Below are 16,641 nucleotides of genomic sequence, written 5' to 3' on the forward strand. Positions count from 1 at the left end.
GCCCGCAAGCTCGGTTTGTTGTTTATTATTGATATGGAATATCCAGCTTAACCCTCCTTAATCGAGGTAAATGCGATGCTGGCATTTATCCGCTAAGTTTAAGTCATGCGTTACAAAAAGACATATTTTATGCTTTCCGTATTCCAGCAGGCGTTGTGTTAAGGTATCTGAAGTTGTCCGGTCCAGGGCTGAGGTAACCTCATCAAAAAGCCAGATATCACCATCGTGCATTAATGCACGCGCAATGGCGATACGTTGGGCTTGCCCCTCCGATAGGCCCATTCCCGATTCCCCCACTAACGTGTCCACGCCATCTGGAAAATCATATACAAATTCTGCACAGGCCAGCCAGAGCGCCTTATCTATCCCCATTGGTCCATCATCTTTGACATGAAGCATGAGGTTTTCGCGTATTGTTCCACTGAAGAGCGAATTGCCCTGTGGAATATACGCAAAGTTGATGCGGTGTTTTGCCTCCAATGCCCTTTCGCCATCTTTGTCGACCAGTGTAATATCCCCTTTTTCCGCTTTGAGCAAGGCCAGCAATAGACGGATCAAGGTTGTTTTTCCCTTTCCGCTGGGGCCGATAATTGCTGTTGACTCGCCGGTTTTTAGCGAAAGGTTCAGCTGCTGCAATACCCATTTATCCTCATAGCGAAAGGACAGGTCGCTGATGCGCAGCTCCTCGATGCCATTCAGTCGTTGCTGCGCTACCTGAGGTTCAATTTCACCCTCCTGGAGTTCTAAGAGGCGATCAGCAGAAACCCGAAAGCGGACGAAGCCAGGGATATAGCCGATCAAGGCAAGAATTGGACTCTGAATGCGCGCCACTAATTGCAAAAAAGCCGTCATTGTTCCGAAAGTGATCTGTCCGGATTGTAGCCGATAGACACCCCAGATAAAGGCGACCAAATAACCCGCATTCATGGCCACTTTCATCGCCCCCTGTGTATAAGTCGAAAAATTGATCTGACGCATTTTCAGCATAAGGAGCTGCTGTTGCGTTTCGGTCAACTTTGCACGCCTTTTTGGGAAAATGCCCATGGCACGGATCAGGAGACGGAAGCGGAGATTTTCCTGCAGGACCTTTGAGAAATTACTTTCCTCCTCTTTGACCTCCCTGCTGAGTTTGCGCATTTTACGGAAGTAAATCTTTGAAAAGACAAAGAGGGGCGAGATAGCCAGGATCATCAGGGCGAGCATGGGATCCATGTACCAAAGGAAACCGACGGAAGCCAGTAGTTGAATAATTGTCAATACAAAGGAGATGATCGTACTGGCGATGGTATTGGCCACTTCTTCACAGTCGGTCTGAATGCGGATCTGAATATCCCCCGTATGCCAATTTTTGATCAGCCGCCATATGGATAGCATCTGTGCATCGAGCATATGACGTTGCAACTGCAGTGTCATCATCAACTTGATCCGCTCCATTAGTCGGCCAGAGTAGCCCTTTAGGGCCACATTGAGGGTGATACTGCCTATTATGCCAATCAATAGCCATTTGAGCGGCAGTTCTCCCGCAGAGGTAGCTACGTCAACAGCCTTTTTGGACAGGTATACAAAGACGAGGGAAAGACCGATGCATATCAGCTCCAATACAAAGTAGAGGAGCAATCTGCCGCGATAGCCTTCGCTGATTGACCATGCCCAGCGCGCATGTTGTTTCAGGCTGTTATTGTTCATTCAGATAGATCGTGGAAATGTTATTTTTCCAATAGACCTTGTCTTTCAAAGTCCGCAAGTAAAACCTCGGCATCGGATTGCGCTTGCGCTGCATCGACCTCATAGTTATCACGGAGCAGTTCGACGATTGTTGTGTGATCAAACTCCTTTCCTTTTAATTCTTCCCATAGCCATGCGGCAGTACTATTCAAGGTGTACACAGTGGATAGGTCAATCATATCCTGGCTAGGATCCACAATTAAATGATCTGAACCAATTGTTCTCAATACTAAATCCGATCTCAATTTCATATGTAAATTATCTGTATAAAAGTGTATATCATCGATGGTAAAATTATATCTTGCTTGCTTATCCAGCTGATATGAAGCATTCAATAGTGCCCATGATTGCCCATGGATATAATTTCTACCGCGAAGGCCTCAGAGAGCACATAATCAGTCCAAACTTAACTAAATTGCGCTTTATATGCAAGGATATAGCGATGCCTAAAGAGAACAATTATCCTCTTTGCAAATTCATTTGGATAATTCAGGTTTGGAGAACTTCTGTCAATTTTATGGATTTTTTTAATTTAGTTTTTAGTGCCCTTGCTTAAATGATCGTATGGTTTCACGAAGGCCCTGTTTTGCCGTTTTTGGCAATCTCTGAATGGCTAATGTGAGTTTTATTTTTTTATTGGAAACGACTAGATTACTTGTTAATTTTTTAAGGCGCCAAGTGTTTAAAGGTAATGCGCGGCTGTGATCCCCTAATTTGGAAAGCCAACGGATAATATGCTTAGGTAAGGGGAAACAAGGAACTTTCAGTCCAGTCTCTTGTTTCATGACATTAACAATTTCATTCGAAGATAACGTTTCATCGTCTGCGAGATGATAAATGCCTGTACCCATCTTCTCATGCTGTAAAAGAATCTGTTCGATAAAAAAGCAAAAGTTGTCGATTGAAAGAAAAGAACGCTTATTCTTAAATCGGACCAAAGGATAAGGAATACCTTTACTGACTAATTTATATAATTGGTTTAAGTTTCCTTTATCTCCCGCACCATGCACCATTGGAGGTCGTAAGATAATTAATTTCTTATTTGGAGGTAACTGTTGTTGCATCAACCACTCTTCGGCAGCTTGCTTTGATTTTCCATAGGGAGAAACGGAATTATAATCCGCGTTCTCTGAAAGTGACATAGAAGATTCTACTTCTTCGATTGCCGCTAAGGAGCTAATGTGAATGAAAACATTGGCTTGCGAGGAAACAAATAGTTGGAACGCCTTTTTTGCAAGCTCAAAGTTGGCATAAAAGAAGTCTTCTTCTGCAGCTTTACCCGTAAAATCATGTGCTTTGCCCACTAAGTTGATGACACAATTTGCATTAAAATTGTCATTCATCCAGCTCAAATCCCGCATTGATACAAATTTACATTGAAATGGATCTTTGAGCTTCCGACTTAAATGCCCCCCTATAAAGCCACTGTCGCCTCCTAAAACTAAAACTTTCATGGTATTCCCCTTAATAACCCTTTGCTGCTTTTTTAAGCTAGCTAAAATTCTGTTATGCTCCCCTTGGTTAATGAATGGTTTCTTTTTATTTTATATTATTACTCAAAATAATTGATAATTGAATGTTTATCCTCTTCTGTTATATTCTTCTGAAGAGCTTTAATGCAGATTATCAGAAGAAAAAGACAATTAATTCAATGTGACTAAAATTACTCATAATTGTAGTTAGAATAATTACTGCAAATATACACATATTTGCATATTTTTATTTACCTAACGTTAATTTTACGTAAAACGCTACAGGTTATTATTAATGTTTTTAATGTATTGAATTTTAATAGGTTATGGTTTTATTTTTCTTAACGAAGGGAAAATATGAGATTAAATATTTTTTTTCCTGCCTATTAATGAATATTTAATAGTTTGTATCGAGTGGGTTTTAGCTGTTTTTTGACAGTAAAAGAGATAAATACATCAAACAATCGTTTAATAATATTGTTGTGTCAACCAGATAAAGAATTTCCCTGTTTAGAATATCAATTTCTCAATTTAGCCATTATTCGGCGAAATAAACGGATATGATACCATCCTAGTCCACAAATTCGATTCCACAGGCTATTGATGTTTATGGAGCGAGAAGTATCTTTTGGATAATGAATATGGGCGACAGCAAGGATATCCTTGGTAGTCACATATTCACACAACACAAGGTTACCGTCACCGGCAAGCACGATCTCTCCATTTTTTTTCTTGACATAACGGTGAAAAACATACTTCCCTTGATGTTTTGCCAATAGATTTGCTCCTAGCTGCAATGCCTCCCCTCGGTACGCCAGCAATAATACGCTGTCTCCATCCTGAATAAAAGGACGCATGCTTCCACCTTTGATGCGGATACGAACCTCTTTTCCTTCATCCAGCATCCGTTGTACTTCGGTAAAATAGAGGTCATTGGAAATAATTCGTGTCTTATTGTCTTCCGAATGTTCGGTCATATCCTATTGCTTGGGTTGAACAAAATATTGAATCACTGGTTGCAGGTAAGTGTCTTTCAATATAACCTTCTTGTTTTCATCCAAGAGATATATGGTTGGCGATGCCTTGAGATCGTATAAGTTAAATGATAAGATCTTGCTTTCGCTGTCAAAACCATTGATCCATTTTTCAGACATTTCAGGCATATAATTTTTCCATTTGCTGCGGTCGCCCCAAGGGTCGATCGCCAGTACCTGTACTTCTAATTGGGTGAAAAGTTGCATCAATTCTGGGGTATCACGGAGTTGATGAATGGTTTCTTTGCAATGTGAACAATCCGGGTCGTAAAAGATCAAGAAGGTATATTTAGCTTTTGTCTGCGATAGTTTTTGTTTTGTTCCATTGGCCAGTTCATAATTGAAGTCCTCTGCGGGCTGGCCTACCTTATTACGCATTACTAATTTATATATTGGTCTATAAGCCTCCTTCTCCAGATCCGACAATAGATCCGTTTTGATTAGATAGCGCAACACCGATTCATAGCTGATGTCATTTCGCAAAGGTGAATTGCCGTCATAAAGATAGCGTTCATATAATTTAATGAAATGGTCAAAGCTCGGTCGATTGGATTTAGCTTTGTCCAACATCAGGTCTACAGCCTTGTCGCGCATGGCCGAATCAGCTGTTTGAGACAACAGCCCAATAAAATCAGCAAGTTTTTGTTCACCCATGTCAGGGTTCTTCACTTGTGTCGTATCTTTCATGTCAAACTTATCCCAGAAATGCAGCAAACTACTATCAGCAACACTTAGATTACTTGCTTTTTGCGTTACTGTTTCGTTACTTTCTTTTTTTGATTTATTATTTCCGTTGCATGCCCATAGCAAGACTGCGATCAGGCCCATTGATAGCCAAAAACCAAGAGTTGAACTTTTCATTCTAATTTAATGCTTAACTTTGCTAAGTTAATAAAACTTTCAGGATTCCATTGACAGAATCATGTGCATGATTCGCTTGTTGTCACTTACCTGCCCTTTAGCGTTCTATTAAATCAATGATACCTAATAGAATAAAGAGTAAGACGTAGCAAAGGCACTATCTTTTACGTTAGAAGCCTGGATAGGAAAAGGTTTAAACAAGGGGTAAATAGCTCTTACTTGTCGTTTTTAAAGCCTCAGTGTAAATTTTTTAAACGATTTAATTAAATAGTTTTACTAATTTTGCGGCAAATGCCAATATATCGAATGAAAAAAGTAATTTTATGGTTTTGCATGATCGGATTTGTGGGCTCAGTGTGCGCACAGACCAATCCGGCCAACCTCAAAGTGGATAATCTGACCGATGCTCAAATCGAGCAATATATAAAACAGGCTGCTTTAATGGGCTATGGCGAAAGTCAACTGGATGGCTTTGCCCGTGCACAAGGGGTCTCCGTTGTTGAGGTGCAAAAACTAAAAGATCGTTTGGCGAAAATTAAACGTAAGAAACAACAACCCGATCAATCTCAAGGAAATAGTAATACCGCTACCACAGGTCGGACAATAGGACGTCAGGTTGGTGGAGCAAGCACTACCGATTCCTTACAAAATAAACGCAATAATAATCAAGACTCCGTTCAGCAAGACGATGGGAAATTAAAGATTTTTGGCGCTGACTTGTTTAAAAATAACAGCATTACTTTTGAGCCCAACCTTCGGATGGCGACACCAAGCTCCTATATCATCGGTCCCGATGATGAGATTTTATTGGATATCACCGGTGATAATGAGGCTTCCTACAACTTACCAGTCAGCCCAGATGGAATGATCAAAGTCGAGTATGTCGGTCAGATTAGCGTTGCAGGCTTATCCATTGCTGCGGCAAAAAGTAAAATCGAGCAACGCCTAAGCGGTACCTACCCCGCGATACGTTCGGGGAGGACTAGCGTAAGCGTTACCATCGGTAATATCCGTACGATTCGCGTTACGCTGACTGGAGCTGTTACCAAACCAGGCACCTATAGCCTTCCATCGTTGGCCACAGTGTTCAATGCGCTCTATGCGTCTGGCGGCCCCAATAAAAATGGTACCTACCGTCAGATCCAGGTAATCCGTGGCAATCGTGTCGTCAGTACAATTGATGTGTATGATTTCCTAGCCAATGGTATACAACAAGGCAATACACGCTTACAAGATCAAGATATTATTCATATCCCGGTATATGGTGCACGTGTACAGTTTGAAGGGGAAGTAAAACGACCGGCTATTTTTGAGACCGTAGCAGGCGAGTCCTTATCCGATATCTTGCGCTATGCGGGTGACTTTACAGAGAATGCTTATACGGCTAAGATTAAGGTATTACAGACGACAGGCCGTGAACGTAGTGTTCAAGATGTTTATGCTGATCAATTTGCCAATTATACACCAAAAGGCGGTGATCAATATATTGTCGAACCGATCTTAGAACGTTATGCCAATCGGGTATCCGTGCTGGGTGCAGTATTTCGTCCCGGTATATTCGGGCTGGAACCTGGTTTGACATTGAAACAAGTGCTCGAGATGGCTGATGGTGTACGTGAGGATGCTTTTTTGGAGCGCGGCATTATCAACCGTCTGAAAGCGGATAATACATCCGAGCTGATTAATTTTAATGTACGTGAAGTACTGGCCGGCACAGCTGCTGATATTCCATTGAAACGTGAAGACAAGATCGAAATTGCCTCTATCTTTGATTTACGGGATGAATATAAATTTACCGTTCAGGGTGAAGTACGTTTCCCGGGTGACCTGCCTTTTGCTAGCAATGCCACTTTGGCTGATGTAATCCAAAAAGCTGGTGGCTTTACCGAGGCAGCAAAAAATGCACGTGTCGAGATTGCCAGAAGGCTTGCTCATCGTAATGTTGGAGATCACAATTCTTCGCAGACCATCTTAGTTGATATTAAGGACGGCATGTTGAGCGATCCGACAATTGCTTTACAGCCTTATGATGTGATTTCGGTGTTAGGAGACGCCGGTTTCCGCACCCAGCGTCAGGTGACCATTGAAGGTGAAGTATTGTACCCCGGTGTTTATACCATCTCAAGGGAAGACGAACGCATTTCAGATATCATCAAGCGCGCTGGTGGTTTGACTACTTATGCTTATACAGAAGGTGCTTCGTTAAGACGTACCGGTATGTCCAAATTGAAAGCTGAAGAGAAGAAGGAAAAAGAACGTCTAAAAAAAGAATTGGAAAAAGATAGTCTAGATTTAAACGAAAACAATTCCAGTCAGGATAATGATTCCGAAGATGAGAATGTAGACAGTTCCAAAGCGAAGAATAAAACTTTGGCCAAAGTGTCACAGCAAGGGATGTCGGCCGATGATGTCGAACCAAGTGATCTTGTTGGTATTGAATTGAATAAAATTTTAGAGAAACCTTATGAAAAAGGCGATTTATTGGTTCTAGACGGTGATATTATTACTGTTCCTAAAGAACTGGAAACCGTCAAAGTAGCGGGTGAAGTATTGAACCCGAATAATGTGGTGTATATAAAAGGGAAAAACCTTAAATATTACATTAATCAAGCTGGTGGATTTACAGACAATGCACTGAAGAAACGTGTCTTTGTGCAGTATGCTAATGGTGCTGTCAAAGGCAAGGACGGTGGATATCCAGACGTTAAACCCGGAGCAGAAATTATTGTTCCCAAAAGAGCTCCTCGCGAAAGACTTAGCTCACAAGCTTGGGTGAGTATAGGGGCTGGCGTAGCATCTACTTTAGCGATTATTTTAAGTTTATTCAAATAATATATGAATAGAACGAATAATGAGGAGGTGATAAATCTTAAGGATCTGGTTCTTGGTTTTAAGGGTTGGATGAGGTATATCCTTTCGAAGTGGTATTTTTTTGTCGTAGCAGTATTATTTGGAGGAAGTATTGGGTTCTACTATGCTAAATCCCAGAAGGCGATTTATACAGCCAGTACGACATTTGTTTTGGAGTCCGGAGAAGGAGATGGTAATGCAGGAGGGCAGATTGCAGGCTTGGCAGCTTTGGCGGGCGTGAATTTAGGATCATCTGGCGGTGGTATTTTTCAGGGAGACAATCTTTTTGAACTGTATAAATCCCGTAAAATGATCGAGGCGACATTATTATTACCATCGGCTAGTGATAGTTCATTGCTTATTTGGGATCGTTATTTAATCATGACCGATGCGCATACGCGTTGGAAAGAACATCAACCAGATTTATTAAAACTTGACCTAAAAAAGCCGGTTCCGCCGAGTTTAATGCGTAGTCGCGATAGTTTATTGCAAAAGGCCGTTCTGGATATCAACAAGAATTATTTGGTCGTGGGTAAGTTAGATAAAAAGTCTTCTTTAATTAAAATCGATGTCAACTCCACAGATGAAATTTTTTCCAAAGAATTTAACGAGGCACTTGTTGCTCAAGTCAATGATTTTTATGTTAAAACCAAGACTAAAAAATCATTGGATAATATTGCGATTCTGCAACATAAAACAGATTCGGTTCGTGCTGTTATGAACGGTAATATAACTACAAATGCTGTAACAATAGACGTTACACCCAATTTAAATCCGACAAGACAAGCCCAGCGGCTGATTCCTACACAGCGGTCGCAGTTTTCTGCAGAAACAAATAAAGCGATGCTAAGCCAAATGATGCAAAATTTAGAATTGTCTAAAATGGCTTTGATGAAGGAATCACCTTTAATCCAAAAAGTAGATGAACCCGTTTTTCCTCTTTTGGTAGAACGGGCGAGTGCACTTAAAACGGCTATAGTCGTCGCCTTTATTTTTGCATTTTTAACATTTGTTGGGCTTCTTTTAAAAAAGTGGTATACCGAAATTTTGAAAAATTAATGAAAGACTAAATAATGAATTTAGATAATAAATCGATACTGATTACCGGAGGTACTGGTTCACTTGGCAAAGCATTGATAAAACATATTACGCGTAATCACCCTGAGGTAAAGCGTCTTGTAATATTTTCACGAGATGAACAAAAGCAATTTCAAATGGCACAGGAATATCCTAACAGTCAATACCCTCAGATCCGTTTTTTTATAGGGGATGTTCGCGATAAAGACCGGCTTGTAAGAGCAATGAAGGGAATCGATTATGTAATCCATGCGGCAGCAATGAAACATGTTCATATTGCCGAATATAATCCTGATGAATGTGTAAAGACAAATATCCAGGGAGCTCAGAACGTCATCGATGCTTGTTTGGAAACTGGGGTCAAACGTGTCGTGGCTTTATCAACAGATAAAGCATGTGCACCAATTAATTTGTATGGAGCTACTAAGCTGGCTTCAGACAAACTATTTGTTGCTGCAAACAATATACGGGGCAACAATCCGATCAGATTTTCCGTCGTACGTTATGGTAATGTCATGGGGTCAAATGGTTCAGTGATTCCATTTTTTATAAATAAGAAAAAAGAAGGTGTTCTCCCAATTACAGATCCAAATATGACCCGATTTAATATTTCATTACAGGGTGGTGTCGATATGGTGATGCATGCTTTATTTCATGCATGGGGCGGTGAGATATTCATACCAAAAATTCCATCCTATCGTATTATGGATGTTGCGGTTGCCATTGCTCCGGACTGCGAACATCGCGTCATCGGTATTAGGCCAGGAGAAAAGATTCACGAGGAGATGATCACGCCTTCGGATTCATTTTATACCTATGATTTAGGCAAATATTACACGATCTTGCCAGCGGTTCCAAAATGGGATTTAGTAGATTTTCTTGAAGCTTTCCAGGGTCAAAAAGTAGAAGCTGGGTTTGCCTATACTTCGGGTGCCAATACAGCTTGGGAAACTGTTGACAGTTTGCGCACTCTGATCAAAGAACATGTTGATTCATCTTTCGAGCTATAATTATGTCCAATCAAGCTATTCCTTACGGCAGACAGCATATCACAGAGGAGGATATCCAAGTTGTCATTGCTACCCTGAAGTCAGATTATTTAACACAGGGGCCTAAAATCAAAGAATTTGAAGATAATTTTGCGGCTTATGTAGGGGCCAGATATGCCGTAGCTGTATCCAATGGTACGGCAGCGTTGCATTTATGTGCACTGGCGTTAGATGTGAAAGCGGGCGATAAAGTAATTACGACACCAATTACTTTCGCCGCTTCAGCTAATTGTGTCCGTTATTGTGGGGGAGAAGTTGTTTTCGGTGATATTGATCCGAATACCTATTTACTGGATATTGCCTCGGTTAAAGCCTTATTGGAAGCTTCTCCAAAAGGCACCTATAAAGGAATCATTCCGGTTGATTTTGCTGGGCGAGCTGTGAATTTGGAGGAATATAAGAAACTGGCCAAAGAATACAATCTCTGGATCATTGAAGATGCTTGCCACGCTCCAGGTGGTTTTTTTATCGACTCTAATGGCGAAAAACAATTTTGTGGCAGTGGCCATTATGCTGAACTGGCTATATTTTCATTCCATCCAGTAAAACACATTGCGTCAGGAGAAGGTGGAATGATAACAACTAATGACGAAACGCTTTATAGGAAACTATTGATGTTACGTACACACGGTATTGTAAAGGACAACGATCTTTATGAAAATACGGTGGCATTTGCTGGTGGTGAAGAAATTTATCCTTTATGGTATATGGAGATGCAGGCACTTGGGTATAATTATCGTATTACTGATTTTCAGGCAGCATTAGGAAATAGCCAATTAAAAAGAGCGAACGAAGGCATTGCAAAAAGAAGGCAGATTGCAGACCGGTATCTAGCTGCGTTCTCAGACCTACCCTATATCAAAGGCCAGTCTGGTTCTATTGAAGGCCATGCATACCATTTGTATATTTTGGAGGTAGAAGACCGATTAGGATTATATAATTTCTTGCGAACCAAAGATATATTCGCACAGATACATTATATTCCCTGTCATTTAATGCCTTATTATCGTCAGTTTGGCTGGAAAGAAGGCGATCGTTTGCAGTCTGAACAGTATTATAAACATTGTATCAGTTTACCGATGTATCCGACCTTAACGGAAGACGAACAGCATAATGTTATAACGGCAATTAAAGAATATTACAAATGAATGTTAAGTTAGCGGTTTGGGGCGATAGAATTGGGCCTGACATTGGACTTACACATTGGATGTTACACTTTAGATCCCTAACAAACTTATTTTTATTGGGTAAATTTGGACAGGTTGGGAAAAATTTCCAGATACGGCCCTATGTAAGTATTGTGGGCGGTAAAAACATTCAAATTGGTAATAATATTACCCTACGTTCATTTACACAAATACATGCAGGAAAAACTGCACAGATAATTATAGAAGACGATGTTCTGATTGCTCCGGGTGTATTTATCACAACCAACCAACACAATTTTGAAGATATTTCGAAACCCATTCGACTTCAAGGGGGGAACTCAAATGATATTCGGATCAAGAGTGGGGCATGGATCGGTGCAAATGCGATCATTATGGATGGAGTAACAATTGGACGTAATAGCGTTGTCGCTGCCGGAGCTGTTGTGACGAAAAGTGTTCCAGATTTTTGTGTTGTCGGTGGGGTACCCGCTAAATTAATAAAAACGCTAGCATGAAAAATATTTGTATCATTCCGGCTCGTGGCGGAAGTAAACGAATCCCTAGAAAAAATATTAAGAATTTTCTGGGCAAACCGATCATTGCGTATTCCATAGAAGCAGCTTTAAAATCGGGTGTGTTTTCCGAAGTAATGGTGTCAACAGACGATTTGGAAATTGCCGCCATTGCTCAACAATATGGTGCAAAAACGCCATTTCTTAGGTCCCCTGAAAATTCAGATGACTATGCTAGTACCACATCTGTTATTAAAGAAGTACTGGCGAATTATGCTGCTACAGACGTTTTTTTTGATGGTTGTTGTTGTATTTATCCAACGGCTCCCTTTATCATTCCAGATAATTTAGTTCAGGCCAATCAATTGCTTGTTAGTGGAGCTACTGATTTGGTGATGACTGTTGTTGCTTATAGTTTTCCCATTCAAAGGAGTCTGATCATTAATTCATCCCAAACATTAGCCTATAAATATCCTGATCAACGCTTGATGCGGAGTCAAGATCTTGAACCCAGTTATCATGACGCAGGCCAATTTTATTTTTTTTTAGTAAATCAATTTAATACCAGAGATAGTATCATGAGTGATCGAGCAGTTCCACTTATACGCTCCGAATTAGATGTACAGGATATAGATAACGAATCTGATTGGATGATAGCCGAATTGAAGATGAAGTTAAGGTTAGCGCATACATAAAATGATGAATATTGGAATATATGTAGAAGGAGGGCACTACCTGGGACTGGGTAATGTATACCGTATGATTTCACTTGCGAAGTCGTTGATGAAGGAGCCTCATATTCAAGTGTATTTTATAACGACTAGTGAGGATGCCATTGCTGAGTTAATCAGGAATCATGGTTTTGATCATGTCATAACACAAGTTGATTTAAATGCTGTGCATGCATGTTTATCATCACTAAATCTAGCGACATTGATTGTTGATGTTCTAAATGTTGATGTTAATTTTATTCGAGAGGTAAAAGCTGAGTACAGTTTTCAGGTGGTCTTATTTGGTAATAATAATGAAGCAAACGAAATATCGGATCTTGTTATAAATGCGATTATTTCAACAAAACAGTTTCGCAATGAAAATTATATCGATAAGAATAATACGCACTATTTAAAAGGCCCGAAATACCTTACATTACGGGATGAATTTGAATTTCAGGGTTATCATCATTCGAATACGATGAAAAATGTTTTGCTTTTATTTGGAGGCAGTGACCAGGCAAATTTAAGTTTTAAAATTTTAAATGATTTATTGGCAGATGACCAGGTAAAGCATTTAAATTTTACGATTGTTATAGGAGCGGCATATCTTAATGAACCTAGTTTACAGCGATTTAGTTCCATGGACAATGTCAAGATATTAAAGAATATTACGCATGTAAATGAGGTGATGCTTTCGAGTGATTTTTTATTTACATCGGCAGGAACAGCTTTTTTTGAAGGATTGTATTTGGGAGTTCCTTCAGTTGCTTTTTTTCAAAATAATGCGCAGAAGGAGGTGTTCGGAGATTTTTTTAACACCTATGAATACGAACAGGTTCCTTCAATTGTCGAACTTATGAAGGAAGTATATGGTAATTATGCGCGTTTTTGTAAAGGTGTAAGTGATTTGGAAGTTGGCAGAGGGAAAAAAGAAATTATAGAGACGATATTAAATTTGAGGAAATGATTATAGTTATAGGCGGCACAGGATTTATCGGTGCTTATTTGGTTGATGAATTAGTAAAAAATGGAAAGAAGGTCTTTGTTACAGGACGAAATAAGGCTGTACTGGATCATTATAAAAGTAGCGGTATAGATTCATGCTATCTGGATTTAAGTGATCGCTCATCATTCGCTCAATTACCTAATAGCGGAATTGAGGCCGTCGTTCTTTTAGGTGCGCATTTGCCAGCAAATGTACAGGATTACAACCCGCAGGATTATCTTGATATCAATATTACTGGCACATTAAATGTGTTGGAATTTTGTCGTGCAAACCATATTGATACGGTTATTTCGACCACATCCTATTCTGATGTACGTACACTCTGGTTGAAAGATCAACCCATTGATGCAGATGCTCCACGCGAAGCTATGTTTAAAGGAGACCATGCGGTCTATTCGATTTCTAAGAATGCTGCGACGGATTTAATATTACATTATAGCGCAGAATATGGTATGAACGGCAGTGTTTTTAGACTACCACCAGTATATGGTTATGGCCCTCACTCGGTAATTTATGTGGATGGCAAATATTATAAATCTGGATTTCAAGTGTTTTTAGAGAAAGCAATAGTCGGAGAAGATATCGAAATATTTGGCGATTACACTGCTTCACGCGATGTTGTTTATGTAAAGGATGTTGTCCAGGCATTTGTGAAGGCTATTGCTACAAAAAATGCGCGTGGCGTCTATAATATTACTTCGGGAATATCTACATCACTGGCAGAACAGGTCGAAAATATCGTAGAAATATTTGGTCCAAGCGATAGAAAATCCAAAATTCATTTTAATACAGACCGACCAAATACCAGTACGAGCTACATTTTTGATATTTCAAAGGGCACGAAAGATTTTGGTTACTCACCAAAGTATGTTCCTTTTACCCGTCTTCTACAAGACTATAAAGAGGAAATGACGAGCAAAAAATTTGATTTTTTAATTAATTCTAGGGTTAAATCATGAAAAAAAAACTTCTGATACTCGGAGCCGGTATTATCCAGGTACCTATCATAGAAAAAGCCAGGAGCTTAGGCTATGTTGTTCTAGTATTGGATGGAAGTGCCGACGCACCGGGAATGAAGCTGGCAGATTACAGCTTTGTTATTTCAACATTGGATTCCGAATCGGCGCTACAGATCGCTAAGGATTATGAGGTCGACGCTGTTATTACAACTTCTGATTATCCCGTCAATGTTGTCGCACAGATATGTGAACAGTTAAATTTAATCGGAATAAGCCCATTTGCTGCTGCAGTGTGTACAAATAAATATTTGCAGCGTGAGTTGGCACTTGAATATGCAATTAAGTGTCCGAGGTTTGTTAAGTTAAATTTCAATCAATTAGCAGATTATGCTGTCCCATTCAATTATCCCATTATTGTAAAACCACTGGATTCATCCGCAAGTAGGGGTATTACGATTGTTTACAAGGAGACAGCCTTGGCACAGGCCTTTAGTGAGGCCGAACGTTATAGTAGAACAGATGAATTTTTGATAGAAGAATTCATTGGTGGAAAAGAGTATAGCCTGGAGGGTTTGGTGCAGCATGGGCAAGTACACAGCTTAGGAGTAACAGAAAAATTTTTGGAAGAGGCAGAGGGAATGCTGTTCCCCGTTGAGATAGGTCATATCTGTTCAGTCGGTTTTAATCAGACGATGGAGGAGCGAATCTTGCACTTTGCAGAATCAGTGGTACGGGCGTTTCAAATTGACAATAGTGCGCTACACCTCGAATTCAAAATATTGGATGATCAGATTTATTTAATCGAATGTGCATGTCGGCCGGGTGGAGATTTTATAGCTTCGGATCTAATCCCATTGTCGACGGGGATTGATATGTTAGCATCCCTCATTAAAATTGCCATGGGGCAAGAATTGATGATCGAAAGATCGGTTGAGACCTATGCTGGTATTAAATTTTTGGATCGAAGTAATTACAGGCGGCTGACTAGGTACTTAAGCGAATCTCCTCCTGCTTCGATTTCTAAATTTAATATTGAGGTTTACAAAGATGTACCGTTAAAAAGTTCATTGGATCGCATGGGATATTTTATCGCTTGTGATAAGAATAAAGACAGGTTAATTGAAATACTAGATGGAAAATAGAAAAAAGTTCGATTACACGCAGTTTAAAGAAAATAGAGCGTTATTCATTATTGCAGAATTATCTGCCAACCATAATAATGATTTTGATTTAGCGATCAGAACGATTGATGCTATTGCGGCTACTGGCGCAGATGCGGTTAAAGTTCAGACCTTTACGCCTGAGTCGCTTACACTGGATGTGGATAACGAATATTTTGGTCCTAGAACAGAAGGGCTATGGAAAGGCAAGCGTCCCTATGATCTATATCAAGTTGGGATGTTGCCATTCGAATGGCACGAAAAATTAAAGAAACATGCAGAATCTCTGGGTTTGTTCTTTTTTTCATCTCCCTTTGATTCGAATTGTGTCGAATTTTTGGAAAGCCTCGACGTTCCTATGTATAAAATTGCTTCTGCTGAAATTACGGATATAGCGCTTATCAGGGCTGTTGCACGTAAAGGCAAGCCGGTTATTATTTCAACAGGTATGGCCGGCCTGGAAGATGTCGAGTCAGCAATTGAAACTTGTCTATCCGTTGGTAATGATCAAGTAATTTTATTGAAGTGCACTTCAGAGTATCCAGCACCAATAGAAATGGCTAACCTATCCACTATACCGATGTTAAAGGAAAAATTTGGCGTCATTGTAGGGGTATCTGATCATACTATGGGAAGTATCGTGCCGACGGTAGCTGTTGCGTTGGGGGGACAGGTGATCGAAAAACATATTATATTATCCCGAGATTTAGGCGGCATTGATTCCCAATTTTCAATGGAACCTGCTGAATTCAAAGAAATGGTCGACTGTGCACGCATGGCCGCAAAGTCGGTTGGACAACCGGAGCTTGAATTAAGTGAAAAGAATAGGTTGAGAAGAAGATCTATATTCGTTTCCGAAGATATGGTAGCGGGAGAGGAAATAACCGTTGATAATGTGAAAGTTGTTCGGCCGGGGCATGGCCTGGCTCCTAAATTTATGAAGGATCTGATCGGACGAAAAGTAAAATATTCAGTCAAGAAGGGAACACCATTAGATTGGAACATGTTGATTGAGAATGATAAATAAGGTTAAACAAATAATTACGGCGGCATTTAGAAATAATGTTGTTTTGTA

General features: G+C 40.0%; 15 protein-coding genes. 10 read left to right on the top strand and 5 right to left on the bottom strand.

Annotation, left to right across the window (positions count from 1 at the left end):
* Positions 1-57 precede the first annotated feature (57 nt).
* From HPC41_RS05525 to HPC41_RS05545, 5 genes are all read right to left on the bottom strand, one after another.
* Positions 58-1,686: an ABC transporter ATP-binding protein gene (locus HPC41_RS05525; RefSeq protein ID WP_172393052.1), complete on the bottom strand. Its 1,629-nt coding sequence runs from the start codon at positions 1,684-1,686 to the stop codon at positions 58-60.
* A 20-nt stretch (positions 1,687-1,706) separates the two neighbouring features.
* Positions 1,707-1,976: a PqqD family protein gene (locus HPC41_RS05530; RefSeq protein ID WP_172393053.1), complete on the bottom strand. Its 270-nt coding sequence runs from the start codon at positions 1,974-1,976 to the stop codon at positions 1,707-1,709.
* Positions 1,977-2,264: 288 nt separating this feature from the next.
* Positions 2,265-3,179, bottom strand: a complete 915-nt coding sequence (locus HPC41_RS05535; RefSeq protein ID WP_172393054.1) for an NAD-dependent epimerase/dehydratase family protein — start codon at positions 3,177-3,179, stop codon at positions 2,265-2,267.
* Between the two features lie 536 nt (positions 3,180-3,715).
* A complete protein-coding gene (locus HPC41_RS05540) occupies positions 3,716-4,174 on the bottom strand; it encodes a S24 family peptidase (RefSeq protein WP_172393055.1) in 459 nt (152 codons plus the stop codon).
* A gap of 3 nt (positions 4,175-4,177) precedes the next feature.
* The gene (locus HPC41_RS05545; RefSeq protein ID WP_172393056.1) at positions 4,178-5,092 is read right to left on the bottom strand and encodes a DUF5106 domain-containing protein; all 915 of its coding nucleotides are present in this window, start codon (positions 5,090-5,092) and stop codon (positions 4,178-4,180) included.
* 306 nt (positions 5,093-5,398) lie between these two features.
* Between HPC41_RS05545 and HPC41_RS05550 the strand changes: the two genes are divergently transcribed.
* The 10 genes from HPC41_RS05550 to pseI are packed head-to-tail and all read left to right on the top strand — an operon-like array spanning position 5,399 to position 16,593.
* The gene (locus HPC41_RS05550) at positions 5,399-7,924 is read left to right on the top strand and encodes an SLBB domain-containing protein (protein WP_172393057.1); all 2,526 of its coding nucleotides are present in this window, start codon (positions 5,399-5,401) and stop codon (positions 7,922-7,924) included.
* Positions 7,925-7,927: 3 nt separating this feature from the next.
* Complete coding sequence (locus tag HPC41_RS05555) at positions 7,928-9,001, top strand: GumC domain-containing protein (protein WP_172393058.1); 1,074 nt, start codon at positions 7,928-7,930, stop codon at positions 8,999-9,001.
* A 14-nt stretch (positions 9,002-9,015) separates the two neighbouring features.
* Positions 9,016-10,029, top strand: a complete 1,014-nt coding sequence (gene pseB, locus HPC41_RS05560; protein ID WP_172393059.1) for a UDP-N-acetylglucosamine 4,6-dehydratase (inverting) — start codon at positions 9,016-9,018, stop codon at positions 10,027-10,029.
* Positions 10,030-10,031: 2 nt separating this feature from the next.
* A complete protein-coding gene (gene pseC / locus HPC41_RS05565) occupies positions 10,032-11,216 on the top strand; it encodes a UDP-4-amino-4,6-dideoxy-N-acetyl-beta-L-altrosamine transaminase (protein ID WP_172393060.1) in 1,185 nt (394 codons plus the stop codon).
* Entirely contained in the window at positions 11,213-11,731 is a 519-nt protein-coding gene (locus HPC41_RS05570) for an acyltransferase (RefSeq protein ID WP_172393061.1), read from the top strand. Before pseC ends, HPC41_RS05570 begins: the two co-directional genes overlap by 4 nt.
* The gene (gene pseF / locus HPC41_RS05575) at positions 11,728-12,423 is read left to right on the top strand and encodes a pseudaminic acid cytidylyltransferase (RefSeq protein ID WP_172393062.1); all 696 of its coding nucleotides are present in this window, start codon (positions 11,728-11,730) and stop codon (positions 12,421-12,423) included. Before HPC41_RS05570 ends, pseF begins: the two co-directional genes overlap by 4 nt.
* Before the next feature lies 1 nt (position 12,424).
* Positions 12,425-13,408, top strand: a complete 984-nt coding sequence (locus HPC41_RS05580) for a hypothetical protein (RefSeq protein ID WP_216660672.1) — start codon at positions 12,425-12,427, stop codon at positions 13,406-13,408.
* Positions 13,405-14,406, top strand: a complete 1,002-nt coding sequence (locus HPC41_RS05585; protein WP_172393064.1) for an NAD-dependent epimerase/dehydratase family protein — start codon at positions 13,405-13,407, stop codon at positions 14,404-14,406. Before HPC41_RS05580 ends, HPC41_RS05585 begins: the two co-directional genes overlap by 4 nt.
* Positions 14,403-15,548 carry an ATP-grasp domain-containing protein gene (locus HPC41_RS05590; RefSeq protein WP_172393065.1) on the top strand — a complete coding sequence of 382 codons (1,146 nt, stop codon included), beginning with the start codon at positions 14,403-14,405 and terminating at the stop codon, positions 15,546-15,548. Before HPC41_RS05585 ends, HPC41_RS05590 begins: the two co-directional genes overlap by 4 nt.
* Positions 15,538-16,593 (top strand): pseudaminic acid synthase, encoded by a 1,056-nt coding sequence (pseI, locus tag HPC41_RS05595; protein WP_172393066.1) that lies wholly within the window; start codon positions 15,538-15,540, stop codon positions 16,591-16,593. Before HPC41_RS05590 ends, pseI begins: the two co-directional genes overlap by 11 nt.
* The last annotated feature ends 48 nt before the right edge of the window (positions 16,594-16,641 follow it).

The organism is Sphingobacterium prati (assembly GCF_013167215.1).
Classification (GTDB): domain Bacteria; phylum Bacteroidota; class Bacteroidia; order Sphingobacteriales; family Sphingobacteriaceae; genus Sphingobacterium; species Sphingobacterium prati.